This window comes from Flavobacterium sp. MR2016-29, from assembly GCF_015350695.1.
Lineage (GTDB): Bacteria > Bacteroidota > Bacteroidia > Flavobacteriales > Flavobacteriaceae > Flavobacterium.
Window position 1 is genome coordinate 387169 of sequence record NZ_JADKPU010000002.1, and the last position, 26108, is coordinate 413276.

At 32.2% G+C, this 26108-nt stretch carries 26 protein-coding genes; 6 read left to right on the forward strand and 20 right to left on the reverse strand.

Going from position 1 to position 26108, the window contains the following annotated elements; genetic code table 11:
* Positions 1-15 precede the first annotated feature (15 nt).
* The 16 genes from IR010_RS07590 to IR010_RS07665 form a co-directional block, all read right to left on the reverse strand.
* Positions 16-1365 (reverse strand): tetratricopeptide repeat protein, encoded by a 1350-nt coding sequence (locus tag IR010_RS07590; RefSeq protein ID WP_194602882.1) that lies wholly within the window; start codon positions 1363-1365, stop codon positions 16-18.
* 50 nt (positions 1366-1415) lie between these two features.
* Positions 1416-2432 carry a sugar phosphate nucleotidyltransferase gene (locus IR010_RS07595; protein WP_029271399.1) on the reverse strand — a complete coding sequence of 339 codons (1017 nt, stop codon included), beginning with the start codon at positions 2430-2432 and terminating at the stop codon, positions 1416-1418.
* Between the two features lie 101 nt (positions 2433-2533).
* Complete coding sequence (gene dut, locus IR010_RS07600) at positions 2534-2968, reverse strand: dUTP diphosphatase (RefSeq protein ID WP_194567619.1); 435 nt, start codon at positions 2966-2968, stop codon at positions 2534-2536.
* 28 nt (positions 2969-2996) lie between these two features.
* Positions 2997-4457, reverse strand: coding sequence for a lipopolysaccharide biosynthesis protein (locus IR010_RS07605; RefSeq protein ID WP_029271397.1), 1461 nt, complete (start codon positions 4455-4457; stop codon positions 2997-2999).
* A 96-nt stretch (positions 4458-4553) separates the two neighbouring features.
* Positions 4554-5000 carry a GNAT family N-acetyltransferase gene (locus tag IR010_RS07610; protein ID WP_194602884.1) on the reverse strand — a complete coding sequence of 149 codons (447 nt, stop codon included), beginning with the start codon at positions 4998-5000 and terminating at the stop codon, positions 4554-4556.
* A 581-nt stretch (positions 5001-5581) separates the two neighbouring features.
* Positions 5582-6442 carry an ATP synthase F1 subunit gamma gene (gene atpG / locus IR010_RS07615; protein ID WP_029271395.1) on the reverse strand — a complete coding sequence of 287 codons (861 nt, stop codon included), beginning with the start codon at positions 6440-6442 and terminating at the stop codon, positions 5582-5584.
* A 91-nt stretch (positions 6443-6533) separates the two neighbouring features.
* Complete coding sequence (gene atpA, locus IR010_RS07620; RefSeq protein ID WP_029271394.1) at positions 6534-8111, reverse strand: F0F1 ATP synthase subunit alpha; 1578 nt, start codon at positions 8109-8111, stop codon at positions 6534-6536.
* 38 nt (positions 8112-8149) lie between these two features.
* Positions 8150-8683: an ATP synthase F1 subunit delta gene (atpH, locus tag IR010_RS07625; RefSeq protein WP_194602887.1), complete on the reverse strand. Its 534-nt coding sequence runs from the start codon at positions 8681-8683 to the stop codon at positions 8150-8152.
* A gap of 4 nt (positions 8684-8687) precedes the next feature.
* The gene (locus IR010_RS07630; RefSeq protein ID WP_029271392.1) at positions 8688-9188 is read right to left on the reverse strand and encodes a F0F1 ATP synthase subunit B; all 501 of its coding nucleotides are present in this window, start codon (positions 9186-9188) and stop codon (positions 8688-8690) included.
* A gap of 89 nt (positions 9189-9277) precedes the next feature.
* Complete coding sequence (atpE, locus tag IR010_RS07635) at positions 9278-9475, reverse strand: ATP synthase F0 subunit C (protein ID WP_008465835.1); 198 nt, start codon at positions 9473-9475, stop codon at positions 9278-9280.
* A gap of 32 nt (positions 9476-9507) precedes the next feature.
* Positions 9508-10683, reverse strand: coding sequence for a F0F1 ATP synthase subunit A (gene atpB, locus IR010_RS07640; RefSeq protein ID WP_029271391.1), 1176 nt, complete (start codon positions 10681-10683; stop codon positions 9508-9510).
* Positions 10684-11254: 571 nt separating this feature from the next.
* Positions 11255-11479: an AtpZ/AtpI family protein gene (locus tag IR010_RS07645; protein WP_029271389.1), complete on the reverse strand. Its 225-nt coding sequence runs from the start codon at positions 11477-11479 to the stop codon at positions 11255-11257.
* Complete coding sequence (locus IR010_RS07650; RefSeq protein WP_029271388.1) at positions 11445-11855, reverse strand: polymer-forming cytoskeletal protein; 411 nt, start codon at positions 11853-11855, stop codon at positions 11445-11447. The genes IR010_RS07645 and IR010_RS07650 overlap by 35 nt, the downstream gene beginning before the upstream one ends.
* A gap of 3 nt (positions 11856-11858) precedes the next feature.
* Positions 11859-14474: a tetratricopeptide repeat protein gene (locus IR010_RS07655; protein ID WP_194602890.1), complete on the reverse strand. Its 2616-nt coding sequence runs from the start codon at positions 14472-14474 to the stop codon at positions 11859-11861.
* Between the two features lie 90 nt (positions 14475-14564).
* Positions 14565-15260 (reverse strand): ABC transporter ATP-binding protein, encoded by a 696-nt coding sequence (locus tag IR010_RS07660; protein ID WP_029271386.1) that lies wholly within the window; start codon positions 15258-15260, stop codon positions 14565-14567.
* A gap of 90 nt (positions 15261-15350) precedes the next feature.
* Positions 15351-16811, reverse strand: coding sequence for a DUF5687 family protein (locus IR010_RS07665; protein ID WP_194602893.1), 1461 nt, complete (start codon positions 16809-16811; stop codon positions 15351-15353).
* Positions 16812-16939: 128 nt separating this feature from the next.
* Between IR010_RS07665 and IR010_RS07670 the strand changes: the two genes are divergently transcribed.
* A complete protein-coding gene (locus tag IR010_RS07670; RefSeq protein ID WP_029271384.1) occupies positions 16940-17992 on the forward strand; it encodes a ferredoxin--NADP reductase in 1053 nt (350 codons plus the stop codon).
* A 437-nt stretch (positions 17993-18429) separates the two neighbouring features.
* A complete protein-coding gene (locus IR010_RS20115) occupies positions 18430-18675 on the forward strand; it encodes a hypothetical protein (RefSeq protein ID WP_228515122.1) in 246 nt (81 codons plus the stop codon).
* A gap of 120 nt (positions 18676-18795) precedes the next feature.
* Here IR010_RS20115 and IR010_RS07680 read toward each other — a convergent pair whose 3' ends face one another.
* On the reverse strand, positions 18796-19803 hold the full coding sequence (locus IR010_RS07680) for a glycosyltransferase family 9 protein (protein ID WP_194602896.1): 1008 nt from the start codon (positions 19801-19803) through the stop codon (positions 18796-18798).
* A 39-nt stretch (positions 19804-19842) separates the two neighbouring features.
* Positions 19843-20448 (reverse strand): DUF4254 domain-containing protein, encoded by a 606-nt coding sequence (locus IR010_RS07685; RefSeq protein ID WP_029271381.1) that lies wholly within the window; start codon positions 20446-20448, stop codon positions 19843-19845.
* Between the two features lie 111 nt (positions 20449-20559).
* On the opposite strand from IR010_RS07685, the gene upp reads away from it, so the two are divergent.
* On the forward strand, positions 20560-21213 hold the full coding sequence (gene upp, locus IR010_RS07690) for a uracil phosphoribosyltransferase (protein WP_029271380.1): 654 nt from the start codon (positions 20560-20562) through the stop codon (positions 21211-21213).
* Here the strand turns inward: upp and IR010_RS07695 are convergent.
* Entirely contained in the window at positions 21208-22137 is a 930-nt protein-coding gene (locus IR010_RS07695; protein ID WP_029271379.1) for a DUF6427 family protein, read from the reverse strand. The two genes, upp and IR010_RS07695, sit on opposite strands and share 6 nt — an antisense overlap.
* Before the next feature lie 138 nt (positions 22138-22275).
* Between IR010_RS07695 and IR010_RS07700 the strand changes: the two genes are divergently transcribed.
* Positions 22276-22506 carry a DUF6341 family protein gene (locus IR010_RS07700; protein WP_029271378.1) on the forward strand — a complete coding sequence of 77 codons (231 nt, stop codon included), beginning with the start codon at positions 22276-22278 and terminating at the stop codon, positions 22504-22506.
* Here the strand turns inward: IR010_RS07700 and purD are convergent.
* A complete protein-coding gene (gene purD, locus IR010_RS07705; protein WP_194567607.1) occupies positions 22498-23772 on the reverse strand; it encodes a phosphoribosylamine--glycine ligase in 1275 nt (424 codons plus the stop codon). The genes IR010_RS07700 and purD overlap by 9 nt on opposite strands.
* Positions 23773-23902: 130 nt before the next feature.
* Here purD and IR010_RS07710 point away from each other — a divergent pair, with 130 nt between their 5' ends.
* The gene (locus IR010_RS07710; RefSeq protein ID WP_194567605.1) at positions 23903-24772 is read left to right on the forward strand and encodes a class I SAM-dependent methyltransferase; all 870 of its coding nucleotides are present in this window, start codon (positions 23903-23905) and stop codon (positions 24770-24772) included.
* Entirely contained in the window at positions 24772-26082 is a 1311-nt protein-coding gene (locus tag IR010_RS07715) for a phenylacetate--CoA ligase family protein (protein WP_194602899.1), read from the forward strand. Before IR010_RS07710 ends, IR010_RS07715 begins: the two co-directional genes overlap by 1 nt.
* Positions 26083-26108: the final 26 nt, after the last annotated feature.

Sequence of the window (26108 nt, forward strand, 5' to 3'; positions counted from 1 at the left end):
CTGAATGCTCTCCTTTTACTTTTTTTGTTTTAATAACTCATTAGCCTTCAAAAAGTATTCCTCTTTTTTCTTGGCATCTCCTAACCCATTATAAGCCTCTCCTAGTTGAATGTTAAAATTTGCTTCGAGCTTTTTATCATCTACAACATAATCGAGTCCCATTTCTAAAACGGTTTTTGCGTTTTTAAATTGTTTTAACTGATTGCTTCCCAAACCTGCATAATAATAAAATTGAGGCTGGCTCGGATAAACTTCAATCATGTTCATCGCTCTTTTTGTCATTGGTTCAAACTGTTTTGCCTGCGTATAGGCTTCAAGCAAAAGCAAGTTTGTTTCACGATCTGTATCTGAATTTGCTTTTAAATCTTTTTCATAATATTTAATAGCATTTTCAAACTGACCTTTGCTGTGATAAAATTTACCAATTTCTTTTGCAACATCAACTTCTTTATCATTATCAAAATAAGCAATCGCTTTTTCTAAATCTGGCGCATACTGCGGATTTTTATTCACATAAATCAAAAACTCATTTAGTGTGCGGTGTTTAATTTTTGAATCTATTTTTGAACTTGACAAAATCACATTCATCGATTTAATCGCCTTATCAGCTTGATTGGCATCTAAATATCCTTTAAACAAACTTACTTGTCCCCATTCAGAATTCGGAATTTCCTTCGCCAATTGTTTTGCAACATCTAACGCTTTATCTGTTTCTTCTGATTTTGAATATAAAAAAATCAGATTAACATAATTCGATTCTTCTTTTGGATTCTTCTTAATCTGCTCAATTAAATTTGAAGCTTCTGCATTTTGATATTTTCTCTGAGATAAAATTTGTGTTTTATATCTTTCGCGATCTTCTGATTTTCCGAATTTATCATTCATTTCATTAATCGTCAAAAGCGCTTTGTCATATTGATTTGTAATCATATATAACGAAATCAAATCATCTTTATATTCTTCGTCAAACGGAATGATTTTTTGAATCGTTTCTATCGCCAAAGGATAGTTTTTAGTTTCATAACTTACATCATAAATTCCGAGCCAATACCATTTGTTTTTAGGATTTAACTGCGTCGCTTTTTCAAATGCGCTTTGAGCATTTTGATATTCTTTTAATGACAAATAATTTTTCCCTAATTCAAAATAAGCAACGGCGTCATTAGGTTTTAGCTTGATACACTTCTCTAATGATACAATAGCTTTATCGTAATTCTCAATTCCTTTTTGTTTTAAAGATTCATAAAAAGAGTCCTGATATTCATCGGTTGCCATAGCAATATCTTCCGGTTCTGTCTGTGCGAAAACCGAAGCTGAATTGCCAATAAAAGCAAAAAATAAAATTAGTAATACCTTTTTTTTCATTCTTTTATAATTTCATATTTAAACCAAAAAGAATCAGTCGAAACTTATTTTTATTCTACAACTGAATAATCACCAATACTGATGCTCGTACCTTTACCATCATAACTAACGTGATTTCCGATCATAGCATTGTCTAAGTTAGCATTTTTTATTTGAGAATAAGTCTGAACTAAGCTGTTTTTAATTGAACTGTCAATAACATGGCATCCTTTTCCTAGTGAAACATTTGGTCCTACGGTTGCATTTTTCAACACTACATTTTCTCCAATATAACAAGGAGGAATAATTGTTGAGTTCTCTAGCGTTACATCATAGTCTACTAAATGTTCGCCGTCGTTGTGCAAAAAGCCTAACATTCTGGTGTTTGTTTCTACAGTAACATCTTTATTTCCGCAATCCATCCATTCGTCAACGCTTCCAGTTTTAAAGACTTTACCGTTTGCCATCATGGCTTTTATTCCGTCATTAATTTGATATTCTCCTCCATTCTGAATATTATTATCCAAAACACCTTGAAGTTCTTTTTTCAAATCGCCAACTTCTTTGAAATAATAAATTCCAATAACCGCTAAATCACTAACGAACTCTTTTGGTTTTTCAACCAATTCTATGATTTCATTATTCTGATTTAATTTTACAACACCAAAAGCTTCTGGCTGCTCTACTTGTTTTACCCAAATTACGGCATCTGCTGCAGGATCTAATTCAAAATCAGCTCTGATTAGAGTGTCTGCATAAGCAATTACAGCTGGTCCTGACAAAGATTCTTTTGCACACATAATAGCGTGACCTGTTCCTAAAGGCAAATCTTGGCGGTAAATAGATGCTTTTGCACCTAAACTTCCTGCCAATTCTTCTAAACTTTCAACTAGATCATCTCCAAAAAAAGCGGCGTCGCCTAAAATAAAAGCAACTTCTTCTATTGGTTCTTTTAATATTTTGGCAATGTCTTCGACTAAACGATGTACTATAGATTTTCCAGCAACCGGAATTAATGGTTTTGGAACTGTTAAAGTATGTGGACGAAGTCTCGATCCGCGACCCGCCATTGGAACGATTATTTTCATGTAATGTATTTTATATAAGAAGATTTAAAATCTTCAGTTTGGTTAGTTCAACTTTTTAAGTACAATTTTAAATCAGTAAAACTGAAAATTGAGACTGAAAACTATTTTACGCCAGTGCTTCCAAAACCGCCTTCGCCTCTTGAAGTTTCAGAAAGTACTTCTACTTCCATCCATTCTGCTCTTTCGTGTTTAGCGATAATTAATTGTGCGATTCTTTCTCCGTTTTCGATTACAAATTCTTCATTTGATAAATTTACTAAAATTACACCTATTTCACCTCTGTAATCAGCATCTACAGTTCCAGGAGAATTTAAAACGGTAACACCTTTTTTCGCTGCCAATCCGCTTCTTGGCCTTACCTGTGCTTCGTAGCCAATTGGCAATTCAATAAAAAGTCCTGTTTTTACAATGGTTCTTTCTAATGGTTTTAACGTTATAGCTTCAGTCAAATTGGCGCGTAAATCCACTCCTGCCGAAGCAATTGTCTCGTAATTTGGTAAATCGTGTTGTGATTTATTGATAATTTGTATTTTCATTTTTTATTTTAAAGATTAAAAAGTACTATTACTTTCTATTCATAATTCCTTTGATTGTCGCTTTTTCATTATGATAAACAAAATACATAAAGCCTAATAATAACGGTATTCCAACGAAATAATTTTCTCTAAATCCGTAAAAAGAAATAGCCGAAAATGCGATTGAAATTCCTAAGTAAGCTCCAATTTTATTCATATCATACGGTATAGGATAATATTTGTTTCCTAAAGTATATGAGATTAGCATCATACTTCCATAAGCTGAAATAGTTGCAATTGCAGAACCGTAATAACTGTATTTTGGAATTAAAAGATAATTTAAAACCAATGTTACAATGGCGCCGACAATTGAAATGTAAGCTCCAATTTTTGTTTTATCTGTTAATTTATACCAAACCGATAAGTTGTTGTAAATTCCTAAAAAGAAGTTTGCCAAAATAATTAGCGGTACTACTTTCATAGCTTCCCAATAGGCTTTATCATGCAGTAATAAAAATTTCAAAACATCTGCAAAAACGATTACACCTAATAAAATTAAGGAACCAAGAATGACAAAATATTTTGTGATAACAGCATATGTTTGAGGGGCATTTTCATTTTTAGCATGGCTGAAAAAGAACGGTTCTATTCCTAATCTAAAAGCTGTTGCAAACAAAACCATAAAAAGTCCCAGTTTGTAACAAGCAGAATAAGCTCCAACTTCAGATTTTGCAAGATTTTCAGGAAGCAGATATCCTAAAAGAATTTTATCAAAATGTTCATTTACTGCAAATGCAAGTCCGGCAATCAAAATTGGCAGACCGTATTTCATCATTTTTTTCCAAAGTACTGGATCAAATTTTCTTCCGAGTGAAAGGTAATTTGGCGAAAGCACCACAAAAGTCGCTAAACTAGCTAATAGATTTGCTATGAAAATATAGGCAATTTGGAAATTCTCAACATACAAATTATCCCAAACCGAATTAGGATTTGAAGCTGCAAGTTTAGGCAGGTACATTAAGAAAAACACATTTAATAATAGATTGATAATGACATTTCCAATTTTTATGGCTGCATAAACCATGGGTCTCTGATTGGCTCTTAATTTAGAAAAAGGTACCAAAACCAAAGCATCTAAAACTAAAATCCAAACCGAATATGTAATATACTGTACGTCTACCTCGGCAAGACTTGCCAATGTGTTTCTAAAAATTAAAGCAGCAAATAAGAAAATAATAGACGACCAAAATATCGAAATTGTCGAGGTTGCAATTACATTTTTCTTGTCTTCTTCGGCACTGTAAAATCTAAAAAAGGCTGTTTCCATTCCGTACGAAAGCACGACGTTAAAGAAAACCATCCAAGACAAAACAATCGAAACTTCGCCGTACTCTGCGGTTGGCAAGATATCTGTATATAATCTGACCAATAAAAAACTAAGCATTCTTGGTAAAACCGTTGCTAGTCCATAAATCGCAGTCTGTTTGAATAGATTTTTATATAATCCCAAAATAATTTTATAATAAAGTTCGTAAAACAAAAATAACCAATTCTTTGGTTTATTATTGCTTTTGCTGGTTCAATAAAAAAAACTTAGGTCTCTTTTTTATTGTGTCAATTTCTTTTCATCTAAAATTTTCACAAAATGAAAACCTTTTGGGCCATAACCTTGATTGTAATAAAAGCGGTGAGCATCAAAATTTGCCGTAAAAGCATCTAAAACGATACTGCTGCAGTCTAAATCTAAAGCCTTTTGCTCAATATAATCTGTCAGCAATTTTCCAATTCCCTTAGAGCGGTGCTGGGGATTTACAACAAAATTATCAATTTCAAGATATTTGCCTGTCCATAATTTAGTAGAAGACCAACACCCTGTTATACCTAAACATACACCATCTTCAAAAACTCCAATCTGAATATAGTTGCGCGGTACCATGTCTAAGAGAAAGGATTTGTATTTTTCAACAGATAGGTTTGGATAAAGAAATCTCATGGTTTCAATCTGAGAAATCATTTCTTCAATAGTAGTAAGTTCTTGTATTTGCAGTTTCATTGTATTAAAAATAGACATCAAAAATACTTAATTTTTTCATTTGTTATTATAGCAAAAAACTTACACATGTGAAATATATAAATCGAGGCTAAAAATTATATAACATTTCTTTAACAGTCTCTTCTTAAATTTGCTTCATAGGGATTGAGAAAAGCTAAAATACAACCCTTATAAAAAAGCGAAGCATTGGGACTAATAAAGCTAGTTTGTTCCCACAAAAGACAAAGCACAAGGGATTGATTCTGCTGAAATGTAACCCTCAAAAAAACAGAGCATTGGGACTAATAAAGCTAGTTTGTTCCCATAAAAGACAAAGCAAAAGGGATTGATTCTGCTGAAATGTAACCCTCAAAAAAACAGAGCATTGGGACTAATAAAGCTAGTTTGTTCCCATAAAAGACAAAGCATTACAGAGGTGATAAATCTGTTCATTAATTTTATAAAATGGTATTGATTCTCAGTTTTTGGGTAAATTGGGAATCACCATTTTATAAGTTACACTTGAAAAAACTAAACTACTATATATTAAAAAGAGCCGACAATTAATAATTGTCGGCTCTTTTGCTTTTTGTAATAAAGTGTTATCCGTTTAAGGCTTCTGCTCCACCAACGATCTCTAAGATCTCATTAGTAATTGCAGCCTGACGTGCTTTATTGTATGTCAATTTCAATTGGTTTCTTAATTCAGTTGCGTTGTCAGTTGCTTTGTGCATAGCTGTCATACGTGCTCCATGTTCTGAAGCAAATGAATCACGAATACCTTTGTACAATTGTGTTTTTAATGATTTTGGAATCAAAGTCAATACGATTTCTTCTTTTGAAGGCTCAAAAATATAATCTCCAGCAGTAGCTGCTACGTCAGATTTAATTGGAGCTAACGGTAAAAACTGCTCAGTCTGAACAATTTGAGTCGCAGCATTTTTAAACTGATTGTAGATTATTTCGATCTTGTCGTACTCTCCAGCTAAAAATTTCTCAATCAAATTATCAGCAATTCCAGCAACATTTTCAAAAGTCAAATGATCAAAAATTGCATTATGATGACCGTGAACTTTATGAGTTTTGCTTAAAACATCATTTCCTTTTTTACCAATAGCAAAAACGTCAACTTGTTTTCCAGCGTAAAACTCAGTACGGCTTTTAATCTCTTTAATTACATTTGTATTAAATGCACCACATAAACCTCTGTTAGAAGTTATCGCTACAAGCAATACTTTTTTTACTTCACGTTGTGTTGTGTAATCTCCTCCAACTTCACCTTCAAGTGTAGCAGAAAGATTTTGCAGCAACTCCGTTAATTTCTCGGCATAAGGGCGCATTGCAGTGATTGCATCTTGTGCTTTCTTAAGCTTTGCAGCAGAAACCATTTTCATAGCCGATGTAATCTGCATCGTCGATGAAACGGAAGTAATTCTATTACGGATTTCCTTTAAATTTGCCATTTGTTAATTAAAAAATGTGACAATTTGAAAATTAGATAATTAGAAAGTCTCTCAAGAAATTTTCTAATTATCTAATTAACGAATTATCTAATTAGATATATTTTGCTGAAATTTCTTTTGCTGCTTTTTCAATAACATCAGTAATGTTATCATCTAACTTCCCAGCCTTCAACGCATTAAGCGTATCTTTGTGTTTGCTGTTTAAGTAAGCTAAGAAATCTGCTTCAAATTCTTTTACTTTATTTACAGGAACGTTTCTTAATAAGTTTTTAGAACCAGCGTAAATAATAGCAACTTGATTTTCTACTGTATAAGGATCGTTCAAACCTTGTTTCAAGATTTCAACGTTTCTTTTTCCTTTTTCAATTACGTTTAAAGTAACAGAATCAAGATCAGAACCAAATTTAGCGAAAGCTTCTAATTCACGGAATTGAGCTTGGTCTAATTTTAAAGTTCCAGAAACTTTTTTCATTGATTTAATTTGAGCATTACCTCCAACACGAGATACAGAAATACCTACGTTGATCGCAGGACGCACTCCAGAGTTGAACAAATCTCCATCAAGGAAAATCTGACCATCTGTAATCGAAATTACGTTTGTTGGGATATATGCAGAAACGTCACCAGCTTGAGTTTCGATAATTGGCAAAGCAGTTAATGAACCGCCACCTTTAACGATAGGCTTGATAGAATCTGGCAAATCGTTCATGTTTTTAGCAATTCCGTCATCTGCAATTACTTTACAAGCACGCTCTAATAAACGAGAGTGTAAGTAGAAAACGTCTCCAGGATATGCCTCACGTCCCGGTGGTCTTCTTAATAAAAGAGAAACCTCACGGTAAGCAACAGCTTGTTTAGATAAATCATCATAAACGATAAGAGCTGGACGACCAGAATCTCTAAAGTATTCTCCAATTGCAGCACCTGCGAAAGGAGCATAAACTTGCATTGGAGCTGGATCAGAAGCATTAGCTGCAACAATAACTGTATAAGCCATTGCACCTTTTTCTTCTAACATTTTAGCGATTCCTGCTACAGTTGAAGCTTTTTGCCCAATTGCAACATATATACAGAATACAGGTTTTCCTGCATCGTAAAATTCTTTTTGATTTAAGATTGTATCAAGACAAACAGTTGATTTACCTGTTTGACGGTCACCAATTACAAGCTCACGCTGACCACGACCAACTGGGATCATAGCATCAACTGCTTTTACTCCTGTTTGTAATGGCTCAGTTACTGGCTGACGGAAGATAACTCCAGGTGCTTTTCTTTCTAAAGGCATTTCGTATAAGTCTCCACCAATTGGTCCTTTTCCATCAATTGGAAAACCAAGAGTGTTTACTACACGTCCTACCATTTGCTCACCTACTTTAAGAGATGCAATACGTTGTGTTCTTTTTGCTGTTGATCCTTCTTTGATTCCTGTTGATGGTCCTAAAAGTACCACACCAACATTGTCTTCTTCAAGGTTCAATACAATAGCTTCAAGTCCGTTATCAAATTCAACTAACTCACCATATTGTACATTCGATAGCCCGTAAATACGAGCAATACCATCTCCAACTTGAAGTACTGTTCCTACTTCTTCTAGCGTAGCACCAGATTCAAAACCTTCTACTTGCTTTCTTAATATTGCTGAAATTTCAGCAGGTTTGATTTCCGCCATCTTAATTTATAATTTAGACACTTTTATGTGTAATAAAACTAATTACTTAACTCTCTTTTTAATACTTGTAATCTGTTTGCAACAGAAGCGTTGTATTGTTGATCACCTATTCTTAAAATAAATCCTCCAATGATTGATGGATCTACTATATTTTCTATTGTTATTTTTTTATCTGATAATGTTGACACTTTTGCTAAAACTTTAGCTTCTAATGCGACATCCATAGGTATAGCTGTAGTAACTATTGCTACCTCAACGCCATTACTTTCATCAAATAATTTTTTATATTCTAATGCAATTGCTTCTAGAATTTCGAATCTTTTGTTTTCAAATAATAAATGAAATAAACCTTTAGTTACACCATTTACATCTGCAAAAACTTCTAAAAGAGCACTCTCTTTAACTTCAACCTTTGTAGTTGGGTTTTGGATAAAGGTACTCAATTCTAAATTGTTTTCAATTGCCGAAGCAATTGACTTCATATCGTTGTTTACAGCTTCGGCAACACCTTTAGAGTTTGCTAAGTCTAGAATTGCTTTTGCATAACGAATTGCTGCTCTTGTACTTGCCATAATCTTAGTTTAACTTTACGTCACCTAACATTTTCTCTACTAATTTAGTTTGAGATTCTTTGTTAGATAATTCTTCTTTCAACAATTTTTCAGCGATGCTTAATGATAAAGTTGAAACTTGTGATTTCAATTCAGCCATTGCAGCATTTTTTTCACTTTCGATAGCAGCTTTAGCTTGCTCGATCATTTTTTGACCTTGCACTTGTGCTTCGTTTTTAGAATCAGCTATCATTTTCTCTTTCATTTCGCGAGCTTCTTTCAACATCGCGTCACGTTCTGCACGAGCTTCATTCAAAATTCTTTGATTATCAGCTTGTAGGTTTTCCATTTCTCTCTTTGCATTTTCAGCAGAAAGCAATGCGTTTTTAATACCTTCTTCTCTTGCAGTAATAGATTCCATAATTGGTTTCCAAGCGAATTTTACTAAAAGTAAAATCAAAACCAACAAGATTAAAGCTTGCCAAAAGAATAAACCGAATGAAAAATCGTTAATTAACTTATCCATTTTATAACTATATTAAATATTTAATTTCATTTTTTAAAAGTAACAACACCTTTAACCAACCGTTAAAGATGTTGTTATTTCTCTCTTTATTATTTTCCTAAGATTAAAGCAGCGAATGCTAAACCTTCTAATAAAGCCGCGATAATAATCATCGCAGTTTGAATTTTACCAGCAGCTTCTGGTTGACGAGCAATCGCGTCCATAGCAGATCCACCGATTTTACCTAAACCTAAACCTGCACCGATTACTACTAAACCTGCACCTACTAAAGTTGGAATTGTTCCCATAAGTATTTATATATATAAAATTAAACTTCTAATTAAATGATTGCAGTCTCATCTTCGTGATGATGTGCGTGATCATGATCTTGAACAGCCATACCAATAAACAATGATGATAACATTGTAAAAATGAAAGCCTGTAAAAATGCAACTAAAACTTCGATAACCGAAATAAATAATGTTAATCCTAAAGAGATTGGCAAATCTGCAGCTAAATTTTTACCCACAAAAATCATGGCAATTAAACTCATAATTACGACGTGACCTGCAGTAATGTTTGCATACAAACGAATTAGTAATGCAAATGGCTTTGTTAATGTTCCTAAGATTTCTATTGGAGCTAAAATGATTTTCATTGGAACAGGAACTCCTGGCATCCAGAAAATGTGTCCCCAATAATCTTTGTTTGCACTAAATTGCGTAATAATAAAAGTAAAGGCAGCCAAACAAACTGTAATTGCAATATTTCCTGTTACGTTAATTCCTAGCGGAGTCATACCTAATAAGTTTAACAGCCACACAAAGAAAAATACAGTTAATAAGTAACCCATATATTTTCTGTATTTTTTCTCACCTATATTAGGAACAGCAATTTCGTCTCTGATAAAAATAATAAGCGGTTCTAAAACTCTTCCAAATCCAGTTGGAATTGGTCCTTTTTTATATGATCTTGCTAAACCAGTAAACATTATAAATAATAGAACTGAAACAAAAAGCATTGACACTACATTTTTTGTAATCGAAAAATCTAGTGGCTTTTCGTTCTCAGGATGTCCGTGCTCATTAAAGTTAATTGTGCCGGCAGCATCTGTTTTGTAAATTTTACCGTGAACTAATTTGTAGAAGTTTCCGTCAACTTCTGCAACTGCTTCACCGTGGTGTAATTTTGAAGATGAAAAAATTTTCAAACCTCCGTCAATAAGAATAACTGGTAATGGGAAACCATAATGTTTGTTTTCCTTTTCATCTGAAAAGAAAACAAAATCGTGAGAATCCTGTAAGTGATGATCGATAAAAGCATCCACTTTTGCTTTCGGATCAAGAGCTACATGCTCTCCTTCCGCAGGAGTGTTATGCGAAACTACTTTCTCTTCATGAGCTATCTCATTTTGCACATGCGTTGAGTCATTCTCTGAATTTGCAAAACTCATTACTGGAGAACAAGCTACTAAAGCGGCAAGAATAAATTTGAGCGGTTTGTTGGAAATCACCATATCTGTTAAAAATCTTATTTTTTTTACGTTTCTAAAATTTGGTGCAAAGGTACATTTTTTATTAATATTCAAAAGGATATGAAAAATTATTTTTGAACCTTGTTTTACAGAATCGTTATTTTAACGCTTTTCATTTAATAATCGGACAGTTAAAAGCGTTTCAAATAACAAAAATAAAATAAATGTTATAAAAAAATTGATTTTTTCAATCTCGACTTCTTCAGACTTGCTTTCTAAAATTGGTCTCAAAATTAAATATCCTAATAACATTTGCGTGAAGGTTCCAAACAGGAAAGCCATTCCGACAATTTCAAAATTCTTCTTTTTTACTATTAATAATATAAAGTATAACAATGCGGATATTCCGAAAAAAATCAAATACAAAAATTCAAGACTATAATAAAAGTTTAGGGGATTAACTTTTAAAACTAGAAAAGATGCTTTGTGCAAAATGTAGGCTGCTAAAGCGAAAAAGAATAATTGTACAAAAGGTTTATAATTTTTTAAAAGCATTTGAAATAAATTTATGCAAAGATGCAACATTTATTTAAAGCTGTTTTTAAAAAACTTTTTACTTTTTATTGATTTCGTTCACCTGACGGATAACATTATATAAGGCGAGTCCCACGCCAATCATTACAAAAATTGTATTATAATAAACTTTAGGACTAGGATGATTTTCATCTAGCCAGCTGCCAAAATAAGAAAACACGAAAATAATAATTCCCATTTGAACCGGAATATTGATAAGTCCAATCCATTTATTCCACTGGTTTTTGTTCGGCTCTTTTTCCATCTTTTACGGTTACTTCTTTAGTGTTGGTTAGCATGGTACAAGTAGCTGTAAAATCGGCTCCAGGTTCTATGGATAACTTTCCGACAGCAACTTCACCATGAATTTTTGCTGTGGCTTTTATATTAAGGACTTCTAAAACTTTTAATTTTCCTTGAAACTCTCCTTCAATATCTGCATTGTGGCATATGATTTCGCCTTTTACAATTCCAGATGCGCCAATAACAAGTTTGCCTTGTGATGTAAAATTTCCAATCAATTCTCCGTCTAATCTAAAATCGGCCTTAGAGACAATGTCTCCAATAATAGAAGTTCCTTCAACAATTCTGTTGGTTTTTCCTAACTGCTCTGTGCCGTTTTTTTTGACTTTATCAAACATGATTTATGGATTTTTAGGGGCTAAATAAGTTTCCAGATTTTTTTTGATTTGTACTATTGTATAATTATCACTTGAGATAACGATTGCCGGATCTGAAATTTTATATTTTTTGTCATCTCTAAAAACTCCTGAAAGATCTCTGGCATAAGCTTCTGTTTTTATACCATGAATAACTACAAAACTTTCTGTTTTATTATACTTATCAAAAGAAGTTGTTAGTCTCTCGAAATTTTCAACTAATAAGAATACTCGAATTGCTTCCTCAATTTTTTTACGCGTTTTAAGATCATTATTCGCTACTCTATAAATAATTTTCCAACTATGACCGTCAACAGCAGTAAAATCAAGTTTTTCTAGACTCGGAATTTGTTTCTCTAAAATTTCTCTTGCATTTTTTCCTTCCTCGCTATTCGGATAATTATCTGCAACGCCTTCAAGTGCTTTTTTATATGCTGCCAAACCGTTTACTTTTCCTAAAGTATTTGCTTTCAGCAATTCGTATTTAGAAACAATGTCATCTCCAGCATATTGATTAATCAAATTATCGATATTATCTAAAACAACATCAAATTGTTCTTCCTGATAAAGCTTGTACCATTTTTGATATTCTTTTTCAGGTGAAAAATTCGAATCATCTGAATTTTTATTGTTTAAAATTTGCGCATATCTCGAGTTTGGATATTTCGAAGTAATATCCAATTTTACAGATTCGGCCTTTGCTGGATTTGTAATCTGATAAATTTTATACAAATTATACATCGAAGGCAAAATCAATTTTTCCTCTGGATTATTTCGCAGTAACTGCTCCAGTTTATCGCTGGCCAAATTATACTCCTTAAATTTTTCTTTATAAATAAGTCCTAATTGGTAATACGCAAAATTGCGTTCTTTGCCAATGCTGTCCATAACAAGCTGACTTGTTGGAAGCTGTTTTTCATAAAACTCCGTAGTGTACTTTTCTATTACAACTGTATCCTTCAAGGCATTTATAGAATCTTGTTGAATGCTTAAAGAGTCTTTTATCGCAGTATTGATAATTGATTTTGATGAAGCCAATCTCCAGTTGCCAGCTAAAGTTCTATTACCCCACATTTTTTTGAATTGCAGTTTTCCATAAGCAACTGTTGTTGGATTATAAAAATAAAAAGTACTCGCTGTTTCAGTTCCTGACGGCGGATTAAATGCTCCGGCTGTCAAATCATTTTTAGCTTGTGATTGCGGATTTACAGCAGTTGGCATATTGCTGGCGTTCGTATTACGTTCAACATTGGCCAATTTTTCTTTTTCTTGTTCTTCAAAGATGCGTTTTGCTTCATCTTTCTTTTTAAGCTCTGCAATATAATTTTCAAAGTACACCTTTCTATCTGCTACAGGCAAACCTTGAACTTTGATAATGCTGTCATTGCGTTTTGCAATTCCTTCGTATAAAATTACATTATCTAAATTTTTTCTGTTTTTTTCGATAAGAGCAAATTCCCTGGTTTTCGGGTCTAATTTTACTAATGTACTATCGTAATATTTGGCAGCCATTGTGTAGTCTGTATCTTTAAAATACATGTTCCCGATATTTCGATATGCTGATGCTGTCAAGTACGGATCTTTAGATTTTCTGCCTAAAGATTTATTATAGAATTTGAGCGCGCTTTCGTTGTCTTTCTTTTTATCATAAAATACTCCCATTTCATAAAAAAGCACATCATAGTATGGTCGGTTTTCACGATCTGCAACTAACTTATTATACGTTTTTAAAAAAATGGTGTCATTGCCATTTTCATAATCATACATCTGGGCTTTTTTTGCATAAGCATGCATCATGTATTTACGGTCAGCTTTGCGGTTCATGTCTATTACTCCGTCATAAAAATAAGCAGCGCTGTCTTTTTTTCCGGCTTCCTGATACATCTGACCCAAAATAAAACGATACCTCGCGCGGTCTTCATTTACTCTCGAAAATTCTTCTGCAATTTTAAGTTTCGCAACTGCGCTGTCTCTTTCTTCTAAATTTAAAAAAGCTTCTGCCAATAAAGCGTTAGCATCAGAAAAAGTCTGTTTGTCTAGATCTGTGTTTTTTAATAATTTATTGATATTTTTTAAGACAATTGCGTCGTTTCCTAAGCGCATATTTGTTTTTTCACGCCAGATTTTTGCCGTATAAATATTACTGCTGTTTGGGTATTTGTATAAAATATAATTGAATGCCTCAAGTGCTGGAATAAAACGTTGATCGTAATATCTGGCTTTTCCGAGCATTAAATAAGCTTCATCAATTTGGCTGTTTCTTTCTCGTCCTCCAATATTCATGGAGTGTTTTTGAATAGCTTTTGTTGCTTTAGTTTCTGCCAATTCAAAATCAGGGTTTTTTGTCTTCTTTTCTTCAGAAAAATTTTCATCAACCTGCATTTTTTCAATAGGAAGCATTTTCCAGAAATTATCCTGATTGTTGCCTTGAATAGATTTTAAACCTTTATCAAGGCCAATACCTCCGTTGTACAAAATGTTATATTTTGTACTTAACGCATGAGAATTTCGAGACACAAAAGTATTTTTTTTGGTAGAACAAGCTATCAAAAGAAATAAAAACACAACAGGAAAACAATATTTTAGAGTATTCTTTTTCAATAGAAAAGATTTTAAATCATTTAACTTCGAAAATAGCTTTTTAGTATAATGAACTCGTAAAAATACGCTTCTTTTTTGAAACAATAGAAGTTATACTGCAAAAAACAACTCCAGCTCTTGCAAGGTTTCTTTTGATGTTTGAATATCTTTTACTACTTCTCCTTTATTAAGTGCAACTATACGATCGCAAACCTCTACAGTGTGTTGTAAATCATGGCTTGAAACCAAAACAGTAACGTTTGGATTTTCTGCCAAATCCTTAATTATTTTTTTTAATCGGCTAACGGTTGTAGGGTCTAAATTCGCAAAAGGTTCGTCTAAAATAACCACTTCAGGATTACCAATAAGTGTGGCAATTATTCCCACTTTCTTCTGATTTCCTTTGGATAAATCGCGTAAGTATTTTTTGTTTTTCAGAATTTCTCCATTAAAAAATTCTTCATGCTGCGCCAATAAAGCATCAATATCTGCTTTGTTTTGATGACGCAAATCTCCAATAAAATAAAAGTATTCTTCAGGAGTTAAATATCCTATCAAGAAACTTTCATCTAAAAAAGATCCTGTAAAAGATTTCCAGTTTTCGCTTGTATTGACCTGAATATTATTGCTTGTAATGTGACCGGTAGAAGGCTGAATCAGGTCTAAAAGCAAACTGAAAAAAGTAGTTTTTCCTGCTCCGTTATTTCCTACTAAGCCAAAACTTTGTCCTTTTGGAATTTCAAGATTATTAATCTTTAAAACTGTTGTTCCGTTATATATTTTTGAAAGTTGGTTTACTTGTATCATTTTTTATATGTTTAATTATTGATTTGGTTAATAGTTAATTTGTTTCAGTTTTTAGAAATTTTCTAATTTTCTAATTGACAAATTTTCTAATTAGTTTTTTTGTTTGTAAGCGCTTATTGTGCTGTATTTTTCAATTTTGTATCTTCTCTCGATTAAGGAGAAAACCTTATTTCTAAAAATAAATCCTAAAACTCCTGCGCCCGCAACCAGTAATAATCCCAATGTTTTATCTCCCAAATAAAGTCCGATTCCGTATAATCCTAAAGGCAATAATAATTTTGGCAGTGTCAATAACATGGCATTTACATTGAATGCTTTTTTATCTCCAAAGGCACCTCCGGCGTTGCTCAAATCGATTGGCGTTTTGGTAAATGCACCGCCTAAAAGAACCAAATGCGAATTGACTCCAATATTATAAATTGCACCAACTACAATTGTCAGATAAATTTCCCATCCGTAAAAAAGATAGAAGGATGCCAAAATTGTCGAAACGAAAGTAGCAATTACAACCAGCCACCATTTTGAAGTTATGTAGCCGCGATACGGAATGTTTTGTGTCATCATTAATTGATAATAGGAACTGTCCCAGCTTGGTACAAATTGACCAAAAACAAACAAAAATCCTCCTGAAACAAATATTCCTGCAAAAATGTGCATGATTGGAGGCTGGTGCGAATTCCCGAAAAAGATGAGTCCATAAAACAAAAAGAGCACACTCATAAAAATAGTTGTTTTAGATCTTTTGTTTCTCTTAATCAGTTTAATATCATTTTTAAGAAAAGTTCCTAAAGTTCCAAATTGATTTAGCCAAACCAAATTTTCGGTCGTTGCTATATCTTCCTTTTTAGAAAGTCCGGCATCTAAATATAAATTATTCTTGAAGTATTTAAATGTAAACTGATATAAGCCGATAAGCACCAAAACTGGAATTAAAAACAAGCCTTTCTTTGCATAAAGTCCTTGAAAAAATGGTGTTGTAAAAATCGTAATATCAAATAATTTATAATATTGTGCTGCTCCTAAAGCCAGCGCGATTCCGATAAAAACAACAAATAATTTGTCGATATTACTTAAAATGATATTCAAGAAATTGTTGATATATATTAAAGAGAAAATCGCTAAAAGCCAAAAAGTGATTCCTAGAATATCATATCCTTCAAATAGCAGCACAATCGAAAAAGGAACAAAGAAAAGCGCATGAACCCAGTTGAAAAAAGACAATGCTGTTTTGCCTAAAGAAAAATGAACAATTGTGGGCTTCTTGAAAGGCAAAACCAATAACGGTTTTATATTCAGCACCGGAATTGCCTGCATAAGCAAACGAATTACAAGGTCGAACAGAAAATAGTAAATCAAAAATTTATTGACAGTTACTAATGGTTCGAAATTCATTTTTTTTAGAACATAAAATGCTCCTACGCCCATCGCGATAAATAGTACCGAAAAGTAGACCATCAAAAAACCGATTAAAATTTTCATCGCCAGGTTTGCGCCAAACGATGCCGATCTTGTAAAGGCCTTCCATTCGAGATAAATAAACTTTTTAATCATGGTTAATTGGTTTTGAGTTTGGTAGTAAGAGATCAAATGTAAGAAAACGTTACAAAAAAAGTTAAAAATAATAATTTAGTGCCTGTGATTTAACTGCTGTTTGCTACTTTTGCATAAAATATACAACCATGCCTTCATTCTTAAAACTCATAATTAAAGAGGTAAAACGCGAAACTAACGATGCTGTTTCTGTACTTTTTAATGTTCCCGAAGAACTAAAATCAGACTATAAATTTATTGCAGGACAATACATAAATTTAAAATTAACTCTTGATAATCAAGAAATAAGACGTGCTTATTCTATTTGCTCTGCACCAGAAAGCGGTGAATTGCGAATTGCTGTTAAAGCCGTTAAAAATGGTTTGTTTTCTCAATTTGCCAATACAAAACTAAAAGCCGGAGATGTTCTAGAAGTAGGTCATCCTGAAGGAAAATTTACTTTTGAACCAGATGCTGAAAGACAAAAAAATTATGCTGCTTTTGTAGCAGGAAGTGGTATTACGCCAGTTCTTTCTATTATAAAATCAGTTTTAAAAAGTGAACCAAAAAGCTCATTTGTATTAGTTTACGGAAACAGAACTCCTGAAGAAACTATTTTTCATCAAGAACTTCACGATTTGCAATTGCAATATGTCGGCCGTCTTTTTGTACATTATGTATACAGTCAGGCCAAAGCCGAAAATGCATTGTTTGGCAGAATCGAAAAATCTGCAGTAAATTTTGTATTGAACAACAAACATAAAGAACTTCAATTTGATAAATTTTTCTTGTGTGGTCCAGAAGAAATGATCAATACCGTTTCTGATATTTTGAAAGAGAAAAATGTAAAAGAATCAGCTATTAAGTTCGAGCTATTTACTTCTTCATCTCAAGAAAATGAAATAAAAACTTCGCTGGAAGGACATACAAAAATTACGGTTTTAGTTGATGATGATGAAGTTTCTTTTGAAATGTCTCAAAAACAAACTATTCTAGACGCTGCATTAAAACAAGGAATTGATGCTCCCTATTCTTGCCAAGGCGGTATTTGCAGCAGCTGTTTAGCACGCGTTACAAGTGGGTCTGCAGAAATGACAAAAAACTCAATTTTAACTGATAAAGAAATTGCTTCAGGCTTAATTTTAACGTGTCAAGCACATCCAACTTCAGAATCTATTTATGTAGATTATGATGATGTATAATCGTTAGGTCTCAAATTAAAAATTAGAAATTCCAACTTATTAAGTTGGAATTTTTTTTTATAATCCTGTACAACTCTTTTTTATAAATTTCATTTTGCAGGGTATCTTTGAAGGGTATTTTCTGATCAAAAGCATAATAGGCAAAAAATGATACAGAAAATTGAATATTTTTTAAAAAACATGGCATAAATTTACTATATTAGTACTGTGCTAATGTACTTTCTTTATATAAAGATCGTATTTATCAGCTATATCTAAATTGTCAACACGTTTTTAAAACATTAAATATTATGGCAATGCATCACTACCTCCGTTTAACTTTTATATTACTTTTTGTAGTAACATCATTTTTATGCCTCTACTTCATAATTAAAAGAAAAAAGAAAGCTCCCAAACTACTCTCAAAAGAAAAGTACAATTCATCAATGACTGGGGGAATGACAGAAATATCAATTTCTAATGATAGTTTTTTTAATATTTGGCCTTATGTAAGTGAATTAAAAGCGGCTAAAATTTTATCTAAAAAAGTTAAAGAATCTGAATTGGTACAAAAAGTTTACAGAAATTCAACCGATGATTTTGAACACATTTTGTTAGCTACTGAGAAAGAAAATCATTTTGTTAAAATTGTAGTTGATAGAAACAAAAAGAAACCAATGGGATATCTTTTTCTTGATTTATAATCTTTGTGAAAATAGAAAATTCCAATAAAAAAAATTCCAAATTCCAACTTTACAATTGGGATTTGGAATTTTTTATTTTGACATTCCTCACTTTTGGAATTTGAATTTTTTTGTTGAAATTTAAACTAAACTCTGAATATTGTCAATTATTTCTTTTGGCAAAATACTTCTCATCGCATTTTCGTAACCTTCAACGATTTTATTTCCGTAAACAGATGTTGGCAATTTTGGATATTGATTTCTGTCTGAAACTAATGCGTTTTCTAAACTTTGGTTAAAAGGCAAAAATCCTGCGTACGGATGAGTTGCGCCCCAAAGCGTAATTGCTTTTACGCCCAGCATTGCGGCAATATGTGCATTTCCAGAATCCATAGAAAGCATAATATCAAGATTGCTGATTAATTGTAATTCTTGCTGAAATTTAATTTTTCCAGCTACATTAATTACATTTTCAAATGGTTTTGAAAGTGAATCCAGAATTTCGATTTCTTTTTTTCCTCCACCAAAAAGCAAAATTTTATAAGCTGGATTTTCAGCCAATTTTGCAATAACTTCTTTCATTAAATCTATCGGGTAAACTTTAGAATCGTATTGCGCAAAAGGTGCAATTCCGATTAATTTTTGATTTTGATTTCCGATAATTTCTAAAATTTCGGCACTTAAAACTGCTTTTTCAGGAAAAGTAGGATTGGATAAATCTAAATGAAAACCAAGTTCTTCAAACACTTTTGCGTGTCTTTCAAACATAGTTGGCAATTGTTTAAAAATCTTGTTTTCGGCTCTCGTTAATTCTTTTTTTCCTTCTCGTCCTTTATCAACAGTAGCTCTTTTTTTTCCGCTTAAAGCGAAAAGCAAACTCACAATTTTAGATCTCAAAACATTATGAAGATCTGCAAAAGCATCAATTTTGAGTTTTTTTACGTCGGTATATAAACGCACAAGTCCAAGAAACCCTTTGTGGCGTTCTTTTTCATCAAAAGCAAAAAACTCAAGATTCGGAATTCCTTCAAAAAATGGTTTAAAAAACGGACGAGAAATTACCGTCAGTTTTACCTCGGGATACTGTTTTACAAAAGCACGTAAAACAGGAACCGTCATGGCGACATCTCCCATTGCGGATAGTCTCATGACGGCTATATGCTTAATTTTATTGGACAATTCTGCCAATTATTTTTTGTTTTGATATAAAACAGGATTCAAATCATCGTCATTGTACATTTTCATTTGTTTGTACACTTTCATGAATTTATCTCCATTTTCGATATCTGTCAATAAATCTTCAATTGCTGTAGACAAATCACTTCTTTGTTCTAAAAGAATGTTTAGTTTTTCCTGACATTTATCTCTATGTTCTTGTGAAGCCTCTGCACGATTAGCTTCTTCCTGCATATGATAAATTTTTAAAGCTAAAATAGATAATCTGTCAAAAGCCCAAGCTGGACTTTCAGAATTGATTTTTGCTCCGTCTTTTGCTTGTACATTACTGTATTTTTGCAAAAAGTAACTGTCGATATATTCCACCATATCAGTACGTTCTTGGTTTGAAGCATCGATTCTTCTTTTTAAAGTCAGAGCGGCTACCGGATCAATTTGAGGATCACGAATAATATCTTCAAAATGCCATTGCACCGTGTCAATCCAGTTTTTTAAATATAATAAATGTTCAAATTTATCCTTAGGATAAGGATTATTTATAGGCTGATCAACATTATCAAATTGATGATAATCTTTGATGCTTTGTTCGAAAACAGAATAAGCTAATTTTGAAAACATGTCTTTAATTATTAGAGAGACAAAGATACTTTTTATACTTTTATAGTGTGAAAAAAACGATTATTTTTTCGTTTTCATCTTACAAATCATTGATAATACTAAAAATAACATATGAAAATTCATTATATATCTGAAAATAACAGCGTTTTAAATCATTTTTTGGGCCAGATCAGAAATGTAAATGTTCAAAAAGACAGTATGCGTTTTCGAAGAAATATTGAGCGAATTGGAGAAATTATGGCGTATGAACTCAGCAAGGTTTTACCTTATAAAGATGTTGAAATTCAGACACCGCTCGGCATTAAAAAAACAACTCAAATAGAAAGTGATTTGGTTTTATGTCCAATTTTAAGAGCTGGACTGCCACTTCATAATGGTTTTTTAAATTATTTCGATCATGCAGAAAACAGCTTTGTTTCGGCCTGCAGATTTCATCCAAATAATGATGACGAATTTGAAATTTTAGTTGAATATCAAGCGATTTCAGACTTAAACAATAAAACAGTTCTGCTTCTTGATCCCATGCTGGCAACGGGACAATCTATTGTAGCGGTTCATAAAAAACTGGTTGAAAATGCTACTCCAAATGAAATTCATATTGTAGTTGTTATTGCTGCACCTGAAGGAGTTGCTTATCTTGAAAAAAATCTTCCCGATAACTGTCATTTGTGGGTTGCTGCTTTAGACGAAAAATTAAACGAGAAAAACTACATTGTTCCTGGTCTTGGAGATGCCGGCGATCTGGCTTACGGTAGTAAATTATAATTGCGAGAAAAACGTAAACAAACTGCAGGCAGTCAGCACGTAAAATACGATCTCATTATTTAGTCTCTGCTTCATATATTCAACATGACTCGATGCCATAATGCTTAAAGGTGCAATACTAAACAGCAGCAAATCATTGCTTTTATTCGGTGAAATTATAAAAACAAAAGCAGCAATAAAAAAATAAGCGACTACTTTTTTGTACGAAGTATGTACAATTTGAGGTCTGTTTGATAAGGTTGTCAAAATCGAAACTACAAAAAACAAGGCTACGGCAACATATATTGAAAGCGCTCCGTTTTCGTAATTATTTTTAAAATAATCGATCCTAAAATCCATTACTGCGCGTTTTTCGAAAAATTCAAACGCGTCAAAATGAAAAATTAAAGAGATCATATAAAAAATGGATGCAACGGCTAAAAGCGCTATAAAGGGCAAAACCCAGTTTCTATAATCTCTAGAAACGTGAAAAATGATCGATATAAAAACCAAAATTAGGAAAAGAATACACCAAAATTGAAATAAAGAAGCAACTAAAATCCAAAAAGATGCATCGAATATCTTTTCTTTTGATGCTTTTAATGATTGAAGTGATATTAATCTTCGAAGTGCCAGCAGGAGAAAAAAGTTGGCATATATTACATTCGGGTTATTAAATATGGTAGGGAAAAACAAAAGGAACAACAAATAGAAAAATATCGTATATCCGTTGTCTTTGCTGAGTCCGTTCTTCTTTACAATAAAATTAATTAAGAAAAAAGAAGCAAAAATAAAGCACAGCAAACTCATTTTTTGAAAAGCCAAAAAAGAAGAACTTACCCAAGATGGTTCTTGAATTTGAAACAGAAAAAAGAAAACCAGTATTAAAATTACAACCAATGAATAATTTAATGGTGTAGATTTTTTAAAAACACTTGTTATCATAAGGATATTTTATACTTTTGTGATTGTAAATATAATACTTGTTTAAAAGGAAAAACCAACAAGTTGAAAAAAGATTCTATTAATTGGATTTTGTCTTCAATGCGTTAAAAACAATAATAACATATAATTTTATAAATTATGACAGCTTTTTTTGAAGGAATACAATACTTATTCGTTAACATTTTGTTTGCTCCTCTTGACTTTTTGCGTCGTTTGGAACTAATTACTTGGTTTGGTGCAAACACAATTAACTGGATTTTTATGATCATCTGCGCATGCGCAATCGTTTATTGGATTAAACAATTACGCATTTTTGATGACGCCGGAACTGAAAATCAAGATACTACAGCTCACTCTTTCTTAAAGTAAGTCGAAGCCAATATCTTTTCTAAAATACATCTTATCAAAATTTAGTTTATCTATGTTTTGATAAGATTTTTTTATGGCCTGTTGAAAATCGTCTCCGTATGATGTAATTGTCAAAACACGTCCTCCATTACTAACGACATTTTCGCCATCTAATTTTGTTCCTGCATGAAAAACTATCGAATCTGTAATATTTTCTAATCCAGTAATTACTTTTCCTTTTTCGAAATCTTCAGGATAACCGCCAGAAACCACCATAATTGTTGTAGCACTTCTTGGATCAACTTCTAATTCGAATTCATCTAATTTTTGATTTGCTACTGAAAGAAACAATTCAACCAAATCAGATTTTAATCTCGGAACCACAACTTCAGTTTCCGGATCTCCCATTCTCACATTGTATTCAATAACAATTGGTTCGTTTTTTACATTGATCAAACCAATAAACACAAATCCTTTATATTCGATTCCGTCTTTTTGGAAACCTTCGATTGTTGGTTTTACGATTCTAGTTTCGATTTTTTCCATCAAAACAGCATCAACATAAGGAACTGGAGAAACTGCTCCCATTCCGCCTGTATTTAATCCGGTATCACCTTCTCCAATTCGTTTGTAATCTTTTGCAGTTGGCAGAATTTTATAGCTTTTTCCGTCTGTCAAAACAAAACAGCTCAATTCTATTCCGTCTAAAAATTCTTCGATAACAACTTTAGAGCTTGCTGCTCCAAATTTTTCGTGAACCAGCATGTTTCTTAGTTCTGTTTTAGCTTCTTCAAGATCTTGAATAATTAAAACTCCTTTTCCTGCTGCTAAACCATCTGCTTTTAAAACGTATGGAGGCTGTAGCGTTTCTAGAAACTCGCATCCTTTTTCAACTGTTTCAGCCGTAAAACTATCATAAGCGGCAGTTGGAATATTATGTTTCATCAAGAATTCTTTTGCAAATTCTTTACTTCCTTCTAATTGAGCTCCTAATTTTGATGGCCCAATTACCGGAATGTGTTTTAAATTTTCGTCATTTTTAAAATAATCGTAAATTCCTTTTACCAAAGGATCTTCTGGTCCTACAACCACCATTTTTACATTTTCCTCAAGTACGAATGCTTTTATCGCATCAAAATCGGTTGGAGACATTGCAACATTTGTAGCAATTGCAGCTGTTCCTGCATTTCCTGGTGCAACAAAAAGTTTTTCGCAAAGCGGACTCTGAATCATTTTCCACGCAAAAGCATGTTCTCTTCCGCCTGATCCCAATAATAAAATTGTCATGGTATAGTTGTATTTAGTTGTGGTGCAAAAATAATTGCTTTTGTACGTAAAAAATAATTAAATCTTAAAAAGTTCGTGATTCTTCTGTGTTAGTAGTTGGATAATATTATTTTTGATGAAAATTTACCTCATGAAACATTATTTAAAAACCTATATTTTTAAAACCCTGAGTATTCTTCCGGATTCTTTAGGTTCGAAAATCTATCACCAATTACAAAATGTTTCTGAGAATAAAAATATTGAAGCAAAATTAAGAAGTACTGAAAATACATTAAGCGCCTTTGGAAACATCTTTGCAAATTTGAAAGTCGATTTACAAAACAAATCGGCGATTGAAATTGGTTCAGGATGGCTGCCAATTTCTCCCTATATATTACTTTATAAATATAAGCTTAAAGAAATTTATAGTTTTGATATTAATAAGCATTACCAAAAAATAAACATTGAAAAATTCAATTCATTATTTTCAAAAACATACAAAAATGATATTGCTGTAAGCACAAACAACTCTTATTCCTTGCCAGAAAATGTTCACTATTTTCCTTCTCAAAATATAATAAACGCCAATATTCCAAAAGTCGATATTGTATTTTCAAGATTTGTTTTAGAACATGTTACACCCGAAGATATTTTTAAAATGCATGAAAAATTTAAGCAGTCCTTAAATAAAGGATCTTACATTATTCATTTTATTTCTCCCAGCGATCACAGGGCTTTTTCTGATCAATCGTTATCTCTTCAGGAGTTTTTAAAATACAGTTCTAAAGAATGGGATAAAATACAAACACGGTTTGATTATCATAACCGTTTGAGATTGCCCCAATATTTAGACATTTTTAAATCTTTAGATTTAGAAATTGTTTATATTTCTCACGATAATCCTGGACCAAATTCTCCTCAAGAACAAAAGTTCAGAAATTTAAAATTACATCAGGATTTTTCAAAATATTCTGAAAAAGAATTGACCGCTGGCAGTATTAATATTGTTCTAAAAATATAATGATTCGTCTGTTTGATATCACACTTCGATTAAATGGTTTTCCGATAAAGAAAGCCAAAGCCGAATTGTATCAAATTGTGAATTTATCTGAAGATGAATATGCTGTTTTTCTTCAGAATAAGAAAAAGGAAATTGTCGCTTTTCATCTTAAAAACAATTCCTTTTATCAGGAATTAGTTGGAAGTACAATTGCTCCCAAATGGGAAGATTTGCCAATTTTAAACAAACAGAATCTTCAAAAACCTTTAGAAGAAAGGCTTTCAAAAGGGTATTCTTTAAAAGATGTTTACCTCAACAAAACTTCTGGATCGAGCGGAACTCCTTTTATTTTTGCTAAAGATAAGTATTCACATGCCTTAACCTGGGCTTCAAATATTATGCGTTTCGGCTGGTTCGAGATCGATTTTAATCATTCTTATCAGGCGCGTTTTTATGGCATTCCGATGGATTTTATTGGATACCAAAAAGAACGTTTTAAGGATTTTCTAAGCCAACGTTTTCGATTTCCGGTTTTTGATTTATCTGATGAAATATTAGAAAAATTTCTGAAAAAATTCAAATCGAAAAAATTCGATTATGTCAACGGTTATACGAGTTCTATTGTTTTATTTGCTAAATATCTAGAGAAGAAAAATATTGTTTTAAATGAAATATGTCCAACACTAAAAGCCTGTTTTGTGACTTCAGAAATGCTTTTTGAATCGGATAAAAAACTTTTAGAAAAGCAATTTGGCATTCCCATTATCAATGAATACGGTGCATCAGAACTTGATTTAATTGCTTTTGAAAATCCACAGGGCGAATGGCAAATTAATGCTGAAACGCTTTTTGTCGAAATTTTAGATGAAAACAATAAAGTTCTCCCTTACGGGAAAGAGGGCCGAATTGTCATTAGTTCTCTATTCAATAAAGCAAATCCTTTTATTCGATACGATATTGGCGATATTGGAATTTTAGATGAAAAAAGTACATTACAAAAACCAATTCTTAAAAAACTAATTGGCAGAACAAATGACGTAGCCATTTTACCAAGCGGAAAAAAATCGCCTGGATTGACGTTTTACTACGTAACCAAAAGTATTATTGAAGATGACGGAAACGTAAAAGAATTTATTATCAAACAAACTACATTAGATTCTTTTGAAATTGAATATGTTGCTGAAACAGCATTAGTTTCAGATCAAATTCAGAAAATAGAAGAAGCAATTGCATTATATCTTGAACCTAATTTAAACTTCACTTTTACCAGAAAAACAGTTTTAGAAAGAACCAATCGCGGCAAATTAAAGCAATTCAAATCTCATTTATAATATAAATAAAATCTTACATTTGTTTT

Coding starts and splice junctions, on each gene's coding strand:
- IR010_RS07630 (WP_029271392.1), bottom strand. CDS start 9,188: ATGGATAAGTTAATTAACGATTTTTCATTCGGTTTATTCTTTTGGCAA.
- atpE (WP_008465835.1), bottom strand. CDS start 9,475: ATGGGAACAATTCCAACTTTAGTAGGTGCAGGTTTAGTAGTAATCGGT.
- IR010_RS07650 (WP_029271388.1), bottom strand. CDS start 11,855: ATGTTTGATAAAGTCAAAAAAAACGGCACAGAGCAGTTAGGAAAAACC.
- IR010_RS07645 (WP_029271389.1), bottom strand. CDS start 11,479: ATGGAAAAAGAGCCGAACAAAAACCAGTGGAATAAATGGATTGGACTT.
- purD (WP_194567607.1), bottom strand. CDS start 23,772: ATGACAATTTTATTATTGGGATCAGGCGGAAGAGAACATGCTTTTGCG.
- IR010_RS07680 (WP_194602896.1), bottom strand. CDS start 19,803: ATGAGACTATCCGCAATGGGAGATGTCGCCATGACGGTTCCTGTTTTA.
- IR010_RS07595 (WP_029271399.1), bottom strand. CDS start 2,432: ATGAAAATAATCGTTCCAATGGCGGGTCGCGGATCGAGACTTCGTCCA.
- IR010_RS07660 (WP_029271386.1), bottom strand. CDS start 15,260: ATGATACAAGTAAACCAACTTTCAAAAATATATAACGGAACAACAGTT.
- IR010_RS07590 (WP_194602882.1), bottom strand. CDS start 1,365: ATGAAAAAAAAGGTATTACTAATTTTATTTTTTGCTTTTATTGGCAAT.
- dut (WP_194567619.1), bottom strand. CDS start 2,968: ATGAAAATACAAATTATCAATAAATCACAACACGATTTACCAAATTAC.
- IR010_RS07715 (WP_194602899.1), top strand. CDS start 24,772: ATGATTCGTCTGTTTGATATCACACTTCGATTAAATGGTTTTCCGATA.
- atpB (WP_029271391.1), bottom strand. CDS start 10,683: ATGGTGATTTCCAACAAACCGCTCAAATTTATTCTTGCCGCTTTAGTA.
- IR010_RS07670 (WP_029271384.1), top strand. CDS start 16,940: ATGCCTTCATTCTTAAAACTCATAATTAAAGAGGTAAAACGCGAAACT.
- atpA (WP_029271394.1), bottom strand. CDS start 8,111: ATGGCGGAAATCAAACCTGCTGAAATTTCAGCAATATTAAGAAAGCAA.
- IR010_RS07610 (WP_194602884.1), bottom strand. CDS start 5,000: ATGAAACTGCAAATACAAGAACTTACTACTATTGAAGAAATGATTTCT.
- IR010_RS07695 (WP_029271379.1), bottom strand. CDS start 22,137: ATGATAACAAGTGTTTTTAAAAAATCTACACCATTAAATTATTCATTG.
- atpH (WP_194602887.1), bottom strand. CDS start 8,683: ATGGCAAGTACAAGAGCAGCAATTCGTTATGCAAAAGCAATTCTAGAC.
- IR010_RS20115 (WP_228515122.1), top strand. CDS start 18,430: ATGACAGAAATATCAATTTCTAATGATAGTTTTTTTAATATTTGGCCT.
- atpG (WP_029271395.1), bottom strand. CDS start 6,442: ATGGCAAATTTAAAGGAAATCCGTAATAGAATTACTTCCGTTTCATCG.
- IR010_RS07710 (WP_194567605.1), top strand. CDS start 23,903: ATGAAACATTATTTAAAAACCTATATTTTTAAAACCCTGAGTATTCTT.
- IR010_RS07685 (WP_029271381.1), bottom strand. CDS start 20,448: ATGTTTTCAAAATTAGCTTATTCTGTTTTCGAACAAAGCATCAAAGAT.
- IR010_RS07700 (WP_029271378.1), top strand. CDS start 22,276: ATGACAGCTTTTTTTGAAGGAATACAATACTTATTCGTTAACATTTTG.
- upp (WP_029271380.1), top strand. CDS start 20,560: ATGAAAATTCATTATATATCTGAAAATAACAGCGTTTTAAATCATTTT.
- IR010_RS07665 (WP_194602893.1), bottom strand. CDS start 16,811: ATGATTAAAAAGTTTATTTATCTCGAATGGAAGGCCTTTACAAGATCG.